Annotated in this window: 13 protein-coding genes; 1 reads left to right on the top strand and 12 read right to left on the bottom strand. The window is 63.5% G+C overall.

Annotated elements, in window-relative coordinates:
- Positions 1-156: 156 nt before the first annotated feature.
- Positions 157-1,308, bottom strand: coding sequence for an alkene reductase (locus tag QMG28_RS04705; protein ID WP_281840994.1), 1,152 nt, complete (start codon positions 1,306-1,308; stop codon positions 157-159).
- Positions 1,309-1,835: 527 nt separating this feature from the next.
- Between QMG28_RS04705 and QMG28_RS04700 the strand changes: the two genes are divergently transcribed.
- On the top strand, positions 1,836-2,294 hold the full coding sequence (locus QMG28_RS04700; RefSeq protein WP_281840993.1) for a nuclear transport factor 2 family protein: 459 nt from the start codon (positions 1,836-1,838) through the stop codon (positions 2,292-2,294).
- Between the two features lie 98 nt (positions 2,295-2,392).
- On the opposite strand, the gene QMG28_RS04695 is transcribed toward QMG28_RS04700, so the two are convergent.
- The 11 genes from QMG28_RS04695 to QMG28_RS04645 form a co-directional block, all read right to left on the bottom strand.
- The gene (locus tag QMG28_RS04695) at positions 2,393-3,130 is read right to left on the bottom strand and encodes a glucose 1-dehydrogenase (RefSeq protein ID WP_281840992.1); all 738 of its coding nucleotides are present in this window, start codon (positions 3,128-3,130) and stop codon (positions 2,393-2,395) included.
- 53 nt (positions 3,131-3,183) lie between these two features.
- A complete protein-coding gene (locus QMG28_RS04690; protein ID WP_281840991.1) occupies positions 3,184-4,578 on the bottom strand; it encodes an SAM-dependent methyltransferase in 1,395 nt (464 codons plus the stop codon).
- A gap of 77 nt (positions 4,579-4,655) precedes the next feature.
- Positions 4,656-5,429, bottom strand: coding sequence for an SDR family NAD(P)-dependent oxidoreductase (locus tag QMG28_RS04685; protein ID WP_281840990.1), 774 nt, complete (start codon positions 5,427-5,429; stop codon positions 4,656-4,658).
- A gap of 102 nt (positions 5,430-5,531) precedes the next feature.
- Positions 5,532-6,515, bottom strand: a complete 984-nt coding sequence (locus tag QMG28_RS04680; protein WP_281840989.1) for an ABC transporter permease — start codon at positions 6,513-6,515, stop codon at positions 5,532-5,534.
- Positions 6,516-6,520: 5 nt separating this feature from the next.
- Complete coding sequence (locus QMG28_RS04675; RefSeq protein ID WP_281840988.1) at positions 6,521-7,498, bottom strand: ABC transporter permease; 978 nt, start codon at positions 7,496-7,498, stop codon at positions 6,521-6,523.
- Positions 7,498-9,000 carry a sugar ABC transporter ATP-binding protein gene (locus QMG28_RS04670; RefSeq protein WP_281840987.1) on the bottom strand — a complete coding sequence of 501 codons (1,503 nt, stop codon included), beginning with the start codon at positions 8,998-9,000 and terminating at the stop codon, positions 7,498-7,500. Before QMG28_RS04670 ends, QMG28_RS04675 begins: the two co-directional genes overlap by 1 nt.
- 101 nt (positions 9,001-9,101) lie before the next feature.
- Positions 9,102-10,193, bottom strand: a complete 1,092-nt coding sequence (locus QMG28_RS04665; protein WP_281840986.1) for a sugar ABC transporter substrate-binding protein — start codon at positions 10,191-10,193, stop codon at positions 9,102-9,104.
- A 74-nt stretch (positions 10,194-10,267) separates the two neighbouring features.
- Positions 10,268-10,792, bottom strand: a complete 525-nt coding sequence (locus QMG28_RS04660) for a nuclear transport factor 2 family protein (protein ID WP_281840985.1) — start codon at positions 10,790-10,792, stop codon at positions 10,268-10,270.
- A gap of 503 nt (positions 10,793-11,295) precedes the next feature.
- Entirely contained in the window at positions 11,296-12,231 is a 936-nt protein-coding gene (locus QMG28_RS04655) for an NAD(P)-dependent oxidoreductase (protein WP_281840984.1), read from the bottom strand.
- Positions 12,232-12,319: 88 nt separating this feature from the next.
- The gene (locus QMG28_RS04650; protein ID WP_281840983.1) at positions 12,320-13,438 is read right to left on the bottom strand and encodes an NADH:flavin oxidoreductase/NADH oxidase; all 1,119 of its coding nucleotides are present in this window, start codon (positions 13,436-13,438) and stop codon (positions 12,320-12,322) included.
- A 96-nt stretch (positions 13,439-13,534) separates the two neighbouring features.
- The gene (locus QMG28_RS04645; RefSeq protein ID WP_281840982.1) at positions 13,535-14,242 is read right to left on the bottom strand and encodes an SDR family NAD(P)-dependent oxidoreductase; all 708 of its coding nucleotides are present in this window, start codon (positions 14,240-14,242) and stop codon (positions 13,535-13,537) included.
- Positions 14,243-14,259 lie beyond the last annotated feature (17 nt).

Genomic DNA, 14,259 nt, shown 5'->3' with positions numbered 1-14,259 from the left:
GCACATACCCCTCTGGCCGATCCATGCCGCTCCGCCAAAAAAGAACCGCCTGGCACGCACCGGGAGGGCGTCTCGTGCCAGGCGGTCTGTGTTACCCCCCCAGGTGCCTGTCGCCGTCAGGCGGGCAAAGGGAGTACGGTGATCCGTGCGCCCCGATCAGGGCGCGACGGGATAATCCATGTAGCCTTCGTCCCCAGGGGTGTACCAGGTGTCCTGGTTGCTCTCGGTCAGCGGAATGCCCTCGCGGATACGGCGCACAAGGTCGGGGTTGCCGACATGCGCGCGCCCGAAGGCGACGGCTTCGACCCGGCCCGCCTTGAGCTCCGCTTCGCCGCTGTCGAGATCGTAGCCGGCGGCTCCGATGATCGACCCGGAGAAAATCCGGCGGGCGGTGTCGATGACCTGGCTGTCAAGCGCCGAGGCTTCCATCTGGATGTTGCCGCTGACGACCGGGCGGATGATGTGGACGTAGCCGATGCCGAGCTTTTCCGCGACGCCAAGCATCGCTTCGAACTTGGCCTGCGGATCCTCATCGAAGATCTCGTTGAAGGTGCCGTGGCCGGCGATCCGGACACCGACGCATTCCTTCGGGAAAACCTTCATGACCGCCTTCACGGCCTCTTCCATGAAGCGCACGCGATTTTCGCGCGACCCGCCCCACTTGTCGGTCCGGATATTGGTGTTCGACGCGGCGAACTGGTCGATGAGATACCCGTTGGCGCAGTGCAGTTCGACGCCGTCGAAGCCTGCCTTCTTCGCGTTCTCCGCCGCTTTGCGGTAGGATTCGAGAACGTACTGAATGTCCTCCTCGGTCATCTCCCGCGGCATCGGATTGTCGACCACGTCGCCGGCAACGTCGGTGTAGATCGGGTTTTCCGGCTTCACCGCCGACGGCGCCATCGGCTGAATGCCTTCGGGCTGGTTGTCCGGGTGCGAGATCCGGCCGCAATGCCAGAACTGGAGCACGGCCTTCGCGTCGCCTTCGTGGATCGCGTCGACGACTTCCTTCCAGCGGGCGGTTTGCTCTTCGGTCCAGATGCCCGGCGTGCGCGGGTATCCGGTGGCGTCAGGGCTGATCTGCGTCGCTTCGCAGATGATGAGCCCGGCCGCGTTGCGCATGCCGTAATACTCGGGCGCACGGGGATTCTGGACGCAATCCTTGTCTGCACGGTTCCGCGTCAGCGGCGGCATCACGATGCTGTTGGCCAGCTCCCAGGCGCCGATTTTGGTCGGCGACAACAGTTTCTCGTACATGGGTTCCTCCCTGTTTTCCTGATCCCGGCAGGCAAACGCCGCCGGGTGGTTCATCTCGATTATTAGTCAGTTCTATGTTTTGTCAATAACTAAGTCATTATCATATGATGACGCAATATCTGCCCCGATTGCGGCGAGAATCGTCAAAGTCATCATGAAAAATTGATATATAATGGCAAATATCCGACACCTTCGCCTCGCGAGCCCCGCCAGAGCGCGCAAAAAATCTCTGATTTAGAAATTATCTTGATGTATATTCATACGATATTGACGAATAATCGAATCTGTGACGTCATATCACTCGGCGGGTCCGGCGCTCCTGGCATCGGACCGGCGACTAGGGAGGATGAACAAGGACGCACGACCGCAGGTTCCTGCAACGTGGACGCGTTCTGAAAAGCGTAAGCGGCACCTGCCCCGAACGCGGACCAGTGCCCGGCAAGCCGGATTGGTGTCCGGGATTTTGTTCGTCCAGTCGGCTCCCCTGGATCAATCGCGAGGATCGGGAGGCATCGCCGGGTCCACATCGTTTCCAGGGGAGAATTGGAAACCACCGGTGCCGACAGAAATGGACTTGGGTCATGACAGACAGCCAAACGAACGAACAACTGCAACGACTTCTCGACACCGAGGAAATCCGCGCCCTGCGCGTGCGCTACAGCAACGTGCTGGATACCGGAAAGGTGGAGGGCTTCAGCGATGTCTTCACCGATGACGCCGTCCTGTCGGTGACGGTGGGTGACATGACCGGCCTCCAGGCGATCAAGGACGGGCTCGCCGGAGCCTTTGACATGTACAACTGGAAGAAGAAGGACTCGCACCCGTTCATGCACGCGGTGACGAACCACTCCATCAACATCACCGGCCCGGATACCGCCGAGGGGCAGTGCTACCTTCTGGATTTCGTGACCGGCCGGGAAGCGGACCAGCATCCGTTTCTCCTGCTGGGCCTCTATGTCGACCAATACAAGCGGGTCGACGGAAAGTGGAAGATTTCCCACACCAAGCTCGACGTGCCGTGGGGCAGCACCGACGCCTGAGCGTCGCGCCAGATGGACCGAAGGCGCGCCTGGAAAAGCGCGCCTTCGACTCGATGGCACTCGTGCGGCTGGCATTCGCCGCCGCGCTCGTTTCAAACCTATGCGAACAGGTCCGGCATACCGCCGGTTTCGCCGCCATCGGCAACGAACTCTGCCGCTGTGCTGAATGAACTGTCGTCGCTCGCGAGAAAAAGAACGAGCTTGCTGATTTCGTCGGGTTGCCCGATCCGGTTCATGGGCACGTGCTTGTAGTTGGGATAGAGCCCGTCCGTCATCTCGGTCTTGATATTGCCCGGATGCACCGAATTCACACGGATATTGTGCGGTGCCAGCTCGATAGCTGCCGCCTTCGTCAAGCCACGTATCCCGAACTTCGAAGAGATATATGCCGAGCAGCTCTGAAAGCCCTTCAGCCCCGCCGTCGAAGAGACATTGATGATCGAGCCGCCGCCCGCCGCCTTCATCGCCGGGATGACCGCGCGGATCCCCTTGAATGACCCGCTCAGATTGATGCCGAGCACCTGATCCCAGAGCTCGTCGGTATATTCCTCGATCGGGGCGATCCGCAGAATGCCCGCATTGTTCACAAGAACGTCGATCCGGCCAAACGCATCCATCGCCGCTTTGACGGCCGCGTCCCAGTCCGATGCCTTGCTGACATCAAGATGCACCGCGACGACATCGCCACCCAGCTCTTTGGCCAGCGCGTTGAGGTCTGCATCGAGCACATCACCCAGCACCAACCTGGCACCCGCCGCCGCAAAAGCGCGCGCGTGATGGGCCCCCATTCCCTTCGCCGCGCCGCTGATAAGCACAACCTTTTCCGAGAGATCCATTCTGTATTCCTTTCAAAGCAATGAAGAAGGGGGGCGCGTGACCGGCTTCCCGGTCACGTCGCCCTGTCGTTGGCCGTCATGTAGTCACGTGTGATGGGCGCCGCGTTCAGGTTTTTGGTCAGCTGGATCTGGAACACGACCTGGTCGTCGTGGCGGAACGAAAGCTCGCTCCCGATCAGGTAGAACCGCCACATGCGGCAGAACCGGTCATCATAGATCTCGCGCACCCTGTCGATATTGGCTTCGAACCGGTCACGCCAATGTCTCAGCGTTTCAGCATAATGGATCCGCAGAACCTCGACATCGGTCACGATCAGGCCCTCCTTCTCAATCGCCTTCATGACCTCGGACATCGCCGGGCAATAACCGCCCGGAAAGATGTACTTCGCGATCCAGGGGTTGGTGATGCCGGGCCGGTCGGAGCGGCCAATCGTGTGCAACAGCGCCACGCCATCATCCGACAACCGCTCGCGGAGGTTTCGGAAAAACTCGCGATAATGCGGCACGCCAACATGTTCGAACATGCCGACCGAAACGATCCGGTCGAAGGTCTCCCGGACATCGCGGTAATCCTCCAGGCGAAACGCGACGCGGTCCTGGAGCCCCGCAGCACTCGCCCGCGCGCAGGCGACCTTGTGCTGTTCGGCAGACAGGGTAACGCCGGTCACGGTCGCGCCATGATCCTCTGCCAGCGTCAGCCCCATGCCGCCCCAGCCGCAACCGATATCGAGCACGCTCATGCCCGGTTCGATCAGCAGCTTTCGGGCGATATGGGCTTTCTTATCCTTCTGCGCCTGTTCAAGCGTCACGTCGGGGCTGCGGAAATAGGCGCAGCTGTATTGCCGGTCTGCGTCCAGGAACAGGCTGTAAAGCTCCCCCGACAGATCGTAATGGTGGGCGACATTCCGGTGCGCGCGGCGGATCGGGTTATGCTGCGCGAACCGACGCAGCGCGACGCGGCTGCGCAGCAGATTGCGGCGGAGCCAGTTGCTGTGCCCCAGCGAGATATTGCGGATCGCCAGATCGAGCAGCCCGTAAATATCGTCGCCCGCGACCGTCAGATCGCCGTTCATGTAGCCTTCACCAAGCGCCATGTCCGGGTCCAGAAGCAACCGCCGCACGAACTTTTCGTTCTCGATGCGCACGACGACCGGCTCGCCGGTATTGTCGCCGGCGCGGATGCAGGTTCCGTTCGGCAACCAGATCTCAAGCTGACCGGTGCGCACGATGGACGACACAGCCCGCGCCAGGATGCGTGTCCATCCCCGCGCCTTGCGCCGCGCCCGGCTTGCGGGCCTGGCTTTCGCGATGCGACCACGAACGCTCCGGCGTGCACGAACGGCCTCGCTGCGGGTCCAGCCGGTCCGGCTCGCGGGTGACGCGACATGAGGCATATCGTGGTCGAACGATGTCGAGAGCGGGTCGCTGTCCCGGATTTCAGATGTCATGATCGTTACCTCTGATCACTGGTGCGCGACCGCCTCGTCGGTCATTCACGCCAGCCTTTGCCGCGCCCCCGAATCCTTTACTGGATGGTCCAGCCACCATCGGCGACGTAGACCGCGCCATAGACAAAGCTTGCCTCGTCGCTGGCGAGGAACAGCGCCACATTCGCAAGTTCCTCTGGTTGCGCGTGACGGCCAGCGGGCGCCTGCCGCAGAGCATGCACCACAGGAAGGTCCTCGTTGTTGAGGATATCCGCTGTCATCCCCGTCTCCACCGCGCCGGGCGCGACAGCATTCACGCGCACGCCCTGATGGGCGAATTCCAGCGCGAGTTGCCGGGTAAAGCCGACGACGCCGTGTTTGGCGGTCGTATAGGCAATGCCGCCACCGCCGGCGATAAACGCGGCGATGGAGGCGACGTTCACGATGGAACCGCCACCTGCCGCGATCATCGACGGAAGCAGTGCCCGCGACACAAGCCACATGCCCTTGAGATTGACGCCCATGACGCGATCCCAGAGGGCCTCGTCGGTGGCGATGGCATCGGCGTAGTCGTCGAGAATGCCAGCGTTGTTGAACAGGACCCGCACGTCGCCGAGCTCCTCGATCGTGGCCTTGGCGCAGGCGTCCACGGCATCGCCCTTGCTGATGTCCACGGCAAAACCGTCGGCGCGGCCACCACTGGCGCGGATCTCGGCCACGGTTGCATCAATACGGGCCTGGTCGATATCCCAGACGGCAACATGCGCGCCTTCCGCGGCGAACCGCTTCGCGGCGGCGCGTCCGATCCCCGACCCCGCCCCGGTGATGACCGCGGTCTTGCCGTGAAGGCGCCCGTTCGCGTTCGTATTCATGGCCGTGTTTCCTCCCATCGGCGCCCGGTCGATTACGAATGCCGCCCCGACCGGTCATGTTTTTGTGCTGTTTCTGTGGTCCGGCCGCTGTCAGCGGACTTCCTAGGCGGTGTTTGAACTTCGACGACGCACCCTGGATCTGTGCAGCGCCGTGGCGACGGGCGACGAGCCATGTGCCAGGTCGATCCCCAGGAAGGCGAGCAGAATGAGGCCCGTCGTCAGGTTGGCCGCCCAGTTCGGCGCACCCAGAAGCTGAAGGCCAGACAGCAGAAACTGTAGCGTCAGCACCCCGATGAACACGCCGATCATGCTGCCGCGTCCGCCATAAAGGCTCACACCACCGATCAGCGCGGCGGTCACCGCTCCCAGCAGGACTGTCTCGTAGCCACCGGGCGCGGCGCTGCCCCCCCGCATGGAGGCCAGCGCCCCGGCCAGCGCGGCCAGCCCGGCCGACGTGGCGAAGCTGATGACGAGCGGTCGCACCTGCGGCACACCCGCGGCGCGGCTTTCCTTGCGCGCGCCACCGATGGCGAAGATCTCGCGCCCCACCCGGGTATAGCGCAGCAGAAGCCCGGCGATGATCAGAACGCCGATCATCAGCAGGCTGAAAGGCGAGAAGATCAGGATGCGCTCGCGCAGCGACATCGAGATGCTCAGGTTCGAAAGCGCCAGCGTCAGCGTCCGTTCATCCGAAATGACATAGGCCAGCCCGCGAACGCCGATGAACGTCCCCAGGGTGAAGACCAGTGACGAGATCTGCAGGCGGGCGATGCAATAGCCCTGCAACATGCCGTACAGCACTGCCGGGATCACGGCGGCGATAACCGCGATATAGATGCCGTGCTGCGACATCATGATCGCCACAAGCCCGGCGCAGGCCGCCACCGACCCGACCGACAGGTCAAGCTCGCCCGTCAGCATGTTGACGGCCAGCCCTGCCGCGACGATACCCAGCAGCGCGCTGGCCTCCAGCACGGCATAGGCATTCCCGCTGGTCGCGAAGAACGGAACCGTCAGGGCAAGGATCGCGTAGACGACGACGAGAAGAACAAGGCGCTGAACCAGTGGATTCTGCAGGAACTTCATAAGTCTCAGGCCCCTTTTCTCTTACCGGCAATGTGGAAGCCGACAACGATGACGACGATGAGCGCCCCGGTGATGACCGTGCGGACCCCGGCGGACCAGGCCAGCAGCAACATGTAGTTCTGCACAGTCGCGATGAAGACCGCCCCGAGCGCGGATTGCAGGGGCGATCCCCGCCCGCCCTGGATCGCGGTGCCGCCGATCAGGACCGCGGCGATGACGTTGAAATCGACCGCGTCAAAGCCCATGACACGGGCCTTGTTGAACTGTGCCGCCTCGAAGATACCCATCATCCCGGCGGCAATGCTTGCGATGATGAAGACCAGGATCGTGATCAGCGCGACGTTTACGCCCGACGCCTCGGCGGTGGCCCGGTTCGCCCCCATCAGGATGGTCTCGCGGCCCAGCCGCGTCTTGTTGATCACCCACCACGCCACCGCGACCGAGAACAGGAACGCCCAGGTCTGGGTCGGAACGCCGATGATCCGCCCGTTGCCGATCCATTCGACCACGGCGCTTTCGATCGGAACGTTCTTGCCGCCGGTCGCAAGGCCCGCCAGGCCCGCCAGGATCGCGCCGGCGCCCAGGGTGGTGACGATGGGGTTCGCCCCCATCGCGATGATGCCGCCCTGCAGGGCGCCAAGCAGGATGATCACGGCAAATGTCAGAACCACGGCGATGCCGAAGGGCAGCCCGGCAGACATCAGAACGGCCATCAGAACCCCCGCGAACATGGCCGTCTGGCCAAGAGCGAGGGAAAAGAACCGCCCCGACAGGGTGATGAATGTCGCGCCCATCGCGACCATGCCCGACATGGCTGCGGCCCGCAGGATGGCAAGGCCGTTTTCGGGCGTCAGGAAGGCCCGGTTGAAGAACCCGCCGATCGCGGCCAGCACGATGAACGCACCGATGATATACACCCAGCGCATGACCTTGCTCGATGCGGGGCTCTTGCTGGGCGTCGGGGTGTATCCAGTCTCGGTCATCATGCGACCTCTTCTTCCGGATGGGTGATGTCGCGCAGCAGGTCATGGTTGCCGACATCAGCCGGTTTGACGGTGCGGACCTGCCGTCCGCGATACATCGTGATGATCGTGTCCGCGAGGCCGTGAACCTCGTCGATGTCCGACGAGGAAAAGACGATGGCCATTCCTTCGTCGGCCAGGCGGCGGAGATGGCCGTAGATTTCGGCCCGCGCGCCCACGTCGACGCCGCGTGTCGGTTCCGCCACCAGCAGGACGCGCGGCGAGATGCCGAGCCATTTTCCGAGGGCGACCTTCTGCTGGTTCCCCCCCGAGAGCGCGCCGACCCGGTACTCGGCCCGCTTGGGGTCGATCGCCATCTGGCCCGAAATGCGCCCGGTCAGATCCCGGATGCGGCGGCGGTTCACGATGAAGCGCGGCGTGACCTGGCGCATCGACGGTGCCACCATGTTGGTCGAAACCGCCAGGTCGGCAAAAACACCGTCCAGCTTCCGGTCACTCGAACAATAGCCGATCCCGTACTTCATCGCCGTCGACAGTTTATGGGCCTTCGGAAGCCGGCGGCCATCGACCGAGATGCTGCCGGTTTCCACGATGTCGGCCCCGGCAATTGCGCGCAGGAGGCTCTCGGTGCCCGAGCCGACCTGCCCGGCAAGGCCGACGATCTCGCCGGCCCGGACCTTGAGGTTCTGCATCAGCGGCAGTGCCTTGGTGGTTACATTGCGCAGATCGAGGGCGGCCTCGCCGAAGCCGGAGGCGCGCGGCGGGAACATCTCTTCCAGCGGCCGGCCGATCATCCGCTCGATCACCTTGGCCAATGTCATGTCGGATACGTTTTCGGGCGGATTGCTCCGGCCGCCGCGCAGCGTCGTGATCCGGTCCGCGATCTCGAAGACCTCGCCAAGCCGGTGCGTGACGTAGATGATGCTGTGGCCTTCCCTCGCCAGTTTCGTGACCAGCGCTTTCACGCGCTCGATATCGGAATCGTTGAGAGCCGCTGTCGGCTCGTCGAGGATCAGAATGCGCGCGTTCGTGGCGAGCAGCCGCGCGATTTCGATCAGCTGGCGCTCGGCTACGGCGAGCCTTTCGACCGGGACGGAAGAATCCAGATGCCCGAGGCCGACCGCCTCAAGGTAGGGCTTTGCCTTTTCGGCCAGACGCTTGCGCGTCCACGGCCCGGAAAACGGCACGCCGCCAAGGAAGATATTCTCGGCCGCGCTCAGCGTGCCGATGACGCTGAGTTCCTGCTCCGCAACCGCGATCCCCGCCGCGTGCGACAGCTGTGTCGTTCCGAGGTTGAAGGGTTTGCCGTCGATCTTGATCGACCCGGTTTCCGGCACATGAAGACCGGCCAGAACCTTCACGAGCGTGCTCTTGCCCGCACCGTTTTCGCCGAGCAGGGCCATGACCTCGCCGCGGCGCAACTCGAAGTCGACGTTGTCGAGGGCCTGCACCGCGCCGAACGCCTTGGAAATACCCTTCATCTCAAGAGCGACATTGCTCATCGGTCCAGCGGCTCCATTTTGGTGTGATCATGTGGGGTGCAGGGCGCATTCGGCCCACGGCCAGACGCGCCCCGCAAAGTTTCACCGACCCGCGACGGGGATCAGTTGTAGTTACACAGTTCCTGGGCGGTTTTGCCCCAGATCACCGTCTCGGTGTAGGATTCCGGGGAACCGTCCAGCATCGTGTTGGGCATGTAGTTCCACTTGTACGGGGGCTCGTCGATCGACGGCGGGGCGTCGGACGACAGGTTGCGCTCGTCGTTGATGACTTCACCGGTGTTCAGGTAAGCCACCAGCGCGTACATGGCCGCGGCACCCTCGATGTAGGGAGCCTGCACCGAGGTGCCGACCAGTTCACCGGCCTGAACCGCGGCGTTGGTCGTCGCGTTCATGCAGGTGCCGCCCACGAACAGGACATCTTCACCGGGAACGATGCCGTTTTCCTTTGCCGCCGTCATGGCGCCATAGGCAAGCGCGTCGTTCACGCCGTAGACCCAGTTGAACTGGCCCGCATTGGCCGGAATGATCTGCGACCCGACCGCGTAGCCTTCGTTTTCGAGGAAGCCGCCGGAGGTCACGTCGGCCAGGATTTCCGAGCCTTCGGGGAAGGAGCGAGCCATCTCGTCAAGGAAGCCCGCTACCCGCTCCTGCGCGGCGCTGTGGCCGGCCACGGTGTTCACGACAAGGCCATTACCCAGCTCGATGCCAGCCTTTTCAGCACCGGCGACCAGCAGCTGCGCTGCGTTCTGGCCGGAGAGATAGTCGCTCACACCACCATAGGCGATGAACAGATCGGCCTGCTCCTTCGACGGAACCTGGTTGAGGATCACCATCGGAATGCCCGCCTGTGTGATCGCAAGCTCCGAGGCAACCGCTGCGGCGCCGGAAATCGGGTTGAGCACGATGCCGATCGGCTTCTGACCAGTGGCAAGCAGCTGCTGGATCGCCGCGTCCTGCGCTTCCTGCGTGGACGATTCCACATAGGTGAAGTCCCAGCCGAATTCGGCAGCGACATCCCCGGCGCCAACGGCGTTCTGGCCGAAATACGGGTTCTCGCGCGATTGGCCGAACATCACGATGGAGCCTTCGCCGGGCAGTTCGGCCCAGGCTGCGGTGCACGTCATCGTAGCGGTCACCGCCGCCGTGGCAGCAACCGACAGCCAGCGGGTCTTGGATTTCGTTTTAGTCGTCATGTTTTCCTCCTCGTTGGTATTCTGCTTCGTCCATCCACGGCCCGCCGCCCCGGATCGGGGTGGCCGGCCGGAATTCACCCGGTTTTGCGCATGTCCTCCCAAACAACGCGCAAGCGGTTCAACGTGAGTTGCGAAATGCGCCAGACGCCGTCTTCGCATCGGTACTCTTCGTCGTAATAGCCATAGCCGTGCATCACCTCGTGGCCGTATTCGAGGCGGTCGTAGAGCTTCCAGCGCCCGGTGGCGCGGGTCGCGGAATGGATCTGGATCTGCGGATCGTGCCCGTGGTGGACCGAGCTGATGCCGCCGACGGCGCCCTCGATCACCTTCGCGGTCGCCGGACCGCCGATGACGATCCAGTCGTCCGGGTTCACATCCGCTTCGGTCACGCCGTGGTGGCCGACATGGTGCTTGCCCTCGCCGCCGAAATCGACCTGCGCATCCTCTGTGAAGATCCCGATGATCGCCGACCAGTCCTTCATGTCGACCGCATCGAAATAGCGCGACTTCAGATACTTGATCTCTTCCACGGCAACGAGGCGCTCGATGGCGGTCACCTCCGCCGTCGTGCCTTCGCTGGCCCCGATCTCGCTAGACATGGCTCCCCCCGTCTGACCTCGCAAGAACCCCGAACAAGCGCGGTGTACGAATTGGCAACGAGTGAAGCAGTGAATAATGCTTTAGTCAATAACAAATAGAATTACCTACGATCTCGGCATAGGCGCCGCCGAAATAGGCAAGACACCTTCGCGCAACCATTGAAGCAAAGCGAATTGTGTCGATGCGTCGGACACTGAGTTCGCCCAGCGCCCAACAAAACACGATATTGCAATATCTAAGTAATTATCCAAAACCAAACGATATCTCAGACGAATCCGGGCTTCCCCCGGTCGGAATCGGAACGCGACGTGGCAGGTTCGCGGCCTTCGGTCGGGCGGGTTGGGGCAAGAAAGTGCCCGCGCCGGGTCGCACGCGCGGTCTTGAGCAGGCCCGGCTGCTGGCGCCGTATGAGACCGGGAAGATACGCCTCGCGCTTTCCGGCCCGGAGCGGACGGATGCGGCGCGGGCGCTGACCGGCAACATCTTGCGGCGGAGGTGCAGGTTAGCGACCCGAGCGCACATCGTGGGCGTTTGCGGTTTGGCCGCCACCGAGCAATGCGCCGAGATTGTGCAGCGCGAGCTCGGCAAAGCGCCGTTCATTTCCAGGCCCGGCCCAGGCGATATGCGGAGTAAGGGCTACGCTCGGGTGGGTGTAAAGCGGATGGCCCGCCGGCAAGGGTTCAGGATCGGTGACGTCCAGGGTCGCAAAGCCGATCTGCCCCGCGTCGAGCGCCTGTTGCAGATCGTCCTGATCGACCAGCGCCCCTCGTGCGACGTTGATAAGGTGAAGGCCCGGTTTCGCGTGTCCAAGAACCTCGCGGTTGACGATCCGGTGCGTCTCGGGCGTCGCCGGCATGGCCAGCACCAGGATATCGGACATCGCGAACAGATGTGCCAGGCTGTCTGCCGTCTCTATCCCCGGCTCCCGCGCCGGCGCGCCGGTCTTGCGGAACACCGCAACGCGCATGCCCAGCGCCTGAGCGACAGGTGCAACCGCCCGGCCTATACTGCCGAAACCGGCGAGGCCGAGGGTCTTTCCTTCAAGCGAGCCAAATTCGATGTGGCCCCAGTCTTCCGCCCGTCTGATGGTAAGACCGGCGAAAGACCGGTGCCGGGCGAAAATGGCGGCGAAGACGTACTCCGCGATCGACGGCGCGTTTGTTCCCCGCGCCGTGGCGAAGACTTGCCCTTCGACCAGCCAGCGAGGGTATGCATCGACACCGACCGACACACTCTGGACGAGCCTGAGACCGGAGGGCCAATCCTCCGGGCGCAACGCCGGCGCGGCTTCCCAGCCCGGCGGCGTCGTCAGGAGCATGGCGGTATCGGGCGGCAGAACCCAGCGCGGCGCGTCCAGGATCTCCACCACGGTCGGACGGCTGGGATGCGCCCGAAGCGCGTCGGTTGCCGCGCTCTGGAAATGTGCCACGATCAGCATTCGTCAAACAGCTCCCTGACGGCTGCGGCGCGCAGGCAGTCCGGCATCGGCGTCTGCGTCACCACGTTGAATACCCGGCGCAGGTGGATCAGGCGAGTTTTCTGTTCCTGATCGCCGTCTCTGTTGCCGGCCAGAGTCTGGGGTGGCAGCGATCATAGGCTGGCGGATAGGCGATGGTATCGCCAAGCGCCTCGGCGGCGTGCCACGGCCAGCGCGGGTCATCCAGAAACCCGCGTGCGAGGCAGATAAAATCGGCATCACCCGCGGCGAGGAGCTCTTCGGCAAGTTCCGCGGTGTTGATCATGCCGACCGCAAAGGTGGGAATCCCGGTTTCGGCCTTCACCTTGCGGGCATATTCAGCCTGGTAGCCAGGATGGATCTGCGGTGGCCGCGCATCCAGCCGGATGGCCCCTGTCGTCACATCGACAAAATCGCACCCCCGCTCCTGCAGCGCGGTGGCGAATTGCACGGCGTCCTCGGGTTCGAGCCCGCCCGGATACCAGTCCCGACCGGTGATCCGGACGCCGAGCGGCCGCTCCGAGGGCCAGACCTCGCGCACGGCATCGAAGATCTCGAGCGGGTAGCGCATCCTGGCTTCGGGCGAGCCGCCATAGGCATCGCTGCGCTGATTGGAGACGGGAGACAGAAACTGATGCAGGAGATAGCCGTGCGCGGCATGGAGTTCGATGACATCCATGTCGATGGCCAGCGCGCGCCTCGCCGCCGAGGCAAATGCCTCGCGGATCCTCTTCAGATCCTCGCGGTCAGCGGCCTTGGGCACCGGCCAGCCCTCGGCCACCGCGATCGCGCTGGGACCGACGGTCGGCCATGCGCCCTCTGCCGCGGTCAGGGCCTGGCGTCCGCTCGATCCCGTGACGGTAGACCCCTTGCGGCCGGCATGCGAAAGCTGGAGTCCGAACCGCGAATCGCCGTAGCGGCGCGCAACCTCGAGCATCCGCCCCATCGCCTTTTCCGAAGCGTCTGAATCGAGGCTCAGGCAGTTCGGACTGATACGCCCCTCCATTTCCACGCCGGTCGCCTCGATCATGACCAAACCGGCGCCGGACAGTGCAAGACTACCCCAGTGGATCAGGTGCCAGTCTGTCGCAATTCCGTGCTCGGCCATGTGCTGGCACATCGGCGCAACGACGATCCGGTTCGGGAACTCCATTTGCGCCAGGCGGAAATTGCTGAAAAGTCTGGACATATCTTTATCCTCGGGCTTGCAGGACGGTGGCGGCGCGCTGCGCCGGTCGGTGGGCGGGGGATGTGGTCCGGGCGGGAGCCCGACCGCGGTGTATCGTCACGACGGATTCAGACCTCCATCGACGTTGATGACCTGACCGGAAACGTAACTGGCCCCTTCGGAACAGAGAAACGCAATCACCGAGGCCACTTCGTCGGGACGGCCGATGCGGCCCATCGGAATTGACTCCAGCGTCTTGTTGAGGCGCCCGGACGCAATCATCTGCGCCGGCATCGGCGTGTCGACCGGACCGGGCGCGATCGCATTAACGGTTCCCCGCGGCCCGAGTTTCTTGGACAGGGCGCGCACGATCCCCACAAGGCCAGCCTTGGCCGCCGAATAGGCCAGAGCATCCGGCGACCCCCTGCGGAACGAGGCGGACGATGCATAGACCAGCCGCGCGCCACCATCGGTGCGCAGCCGCGACCGGATCGCCTGGGTCAGATCATAGGCGGTGCGCAGGTTGACATCGAGGATGCGATCCCAGGTTCCCGCGCTGTCATCGTCGTTGGCAAATTGCCCTGCCAGGTGCACGAGACCCGTGATCGGGCCTTCGGTCGCGTCGACGACCTTTGCGCAGGCCATGGCATTGTCCAGATAGGACGGCACCATGACGATCTCACCGGGCAGATCGCCGGGAAGGCGTGCCTTCATCGCCTGTGCGTCGATATCGACACAGATGAGGCGTCGGTCTGCCCGCGCCATCGCCGATACGGTCGGCGATCCAATACCCCCGGCCGCGCCCGTTATGATGAAAGTGTCCATTTAACTCCCTCGTTCCT

This window comes from Sinisalibacter aestuarii (assembly GCF_027923545.1).
GTDB lineage: Bacteria > Pseudomonadota > Alphaproteobacteria > Rhodobacterales > Rhodobacteraceae > Sinisalibacter > Sinisalibacter aestuarii.
The sequence above is the reverse complement of the archived record's forward strand: the minus strand, read 5'-3'. Positions and strand labels throughout refer to the sequence as shown.

Coding starts and splice junctions, on each gene's coding strand:
- QMG28_RS04705 (WP_281840994.1), bottom strand. CDS start 1,308: ATGAACCACCCGGCGGCGTTTGCCTGCCGGGATCAGGAAAACAGGGAG.
- QMG28_RS04700 (WP_281840993.1), top strand. CDS start 1,836: ATGACAGACAGCCAAACGAACGAACAACTGCAACGACTTCTCGACACC.
- QMG28_RS04695 (WP_281840992.1), bottom strand. CDS start 3,130: ATGGATCTCTCGGAAAAGGTTGTGCTTATCAGCGGCGCGGCGAAGGGA.
- QMG28_RS04690 (WP_281840991.1), bottom strand. CDS start 4,578: ATGACATCTGAAATCCGGGACAGCGACCCGCTCTCGACATCGTTCGAC.
- QMG28_RS04685 (WP_281840990.1), bottom strand. CDS start 5,429: ATGAATACGAACGCGAACGGGCGCCTTCACGGCAAGACCGCGGTCATC.
- QMG28_RS04680 (WP_281840989.1), bottom strand. CDS start 6,515: ATGAAGTTCCTGCAGAATCCACTGGTTCAGCGCCTTGTTCTTCTCGTC.
- QMG28_RS04675 (WP_281840988.1), bottom strand. CDS start 7,498: ATGACCGAGACTGGATACACCCCGACGCCCAGCAAGAGCCCCGCATCG.
- QMG28_RS04670 (WP_281840987.1), bottom strand. CDS start 9,000: ATGAGCAATGTCGCTCTTGAGATGAAGGGTATTTCCAAGGCGTTCGGC.
- QMG28_RS04665 (WP_281840986.1), bottom strand. CDS start 10,193: ATGACGACTAAAACGAAATCCAAGACCCGCTGGCTGTCGGTTGCTGCC.
- QMG28_RS04660 (WP_281840985.1), bottom strand. CDS start 10,792: ATGTCTAGCGAGATCGGGGCCAGCGAAGGCACGACGGCGGAGGTGACC.
- QMG28_RS04655 (WP_281840984.1), bottom strand. CDS start 12,231: ATGCTGATCGTGGCACATTTCCAGAGCGCGGCAACCGACGCGCTTCGG.
- QMG28_RS04650 (WP_281840983.1), bottom strand. CDS start 13,438: ATGTCCAGACTTTTCAGCAATTTCCGCCTGGCGCAAATGGAGTTCCCG.
- QMG28_RS04645 (WP_281840982.1), bottom strand. CDS start 14,242: ATGGACACTTTCATCATAACGGGCGCGGCCGGGGGTATTGGATCGCCG.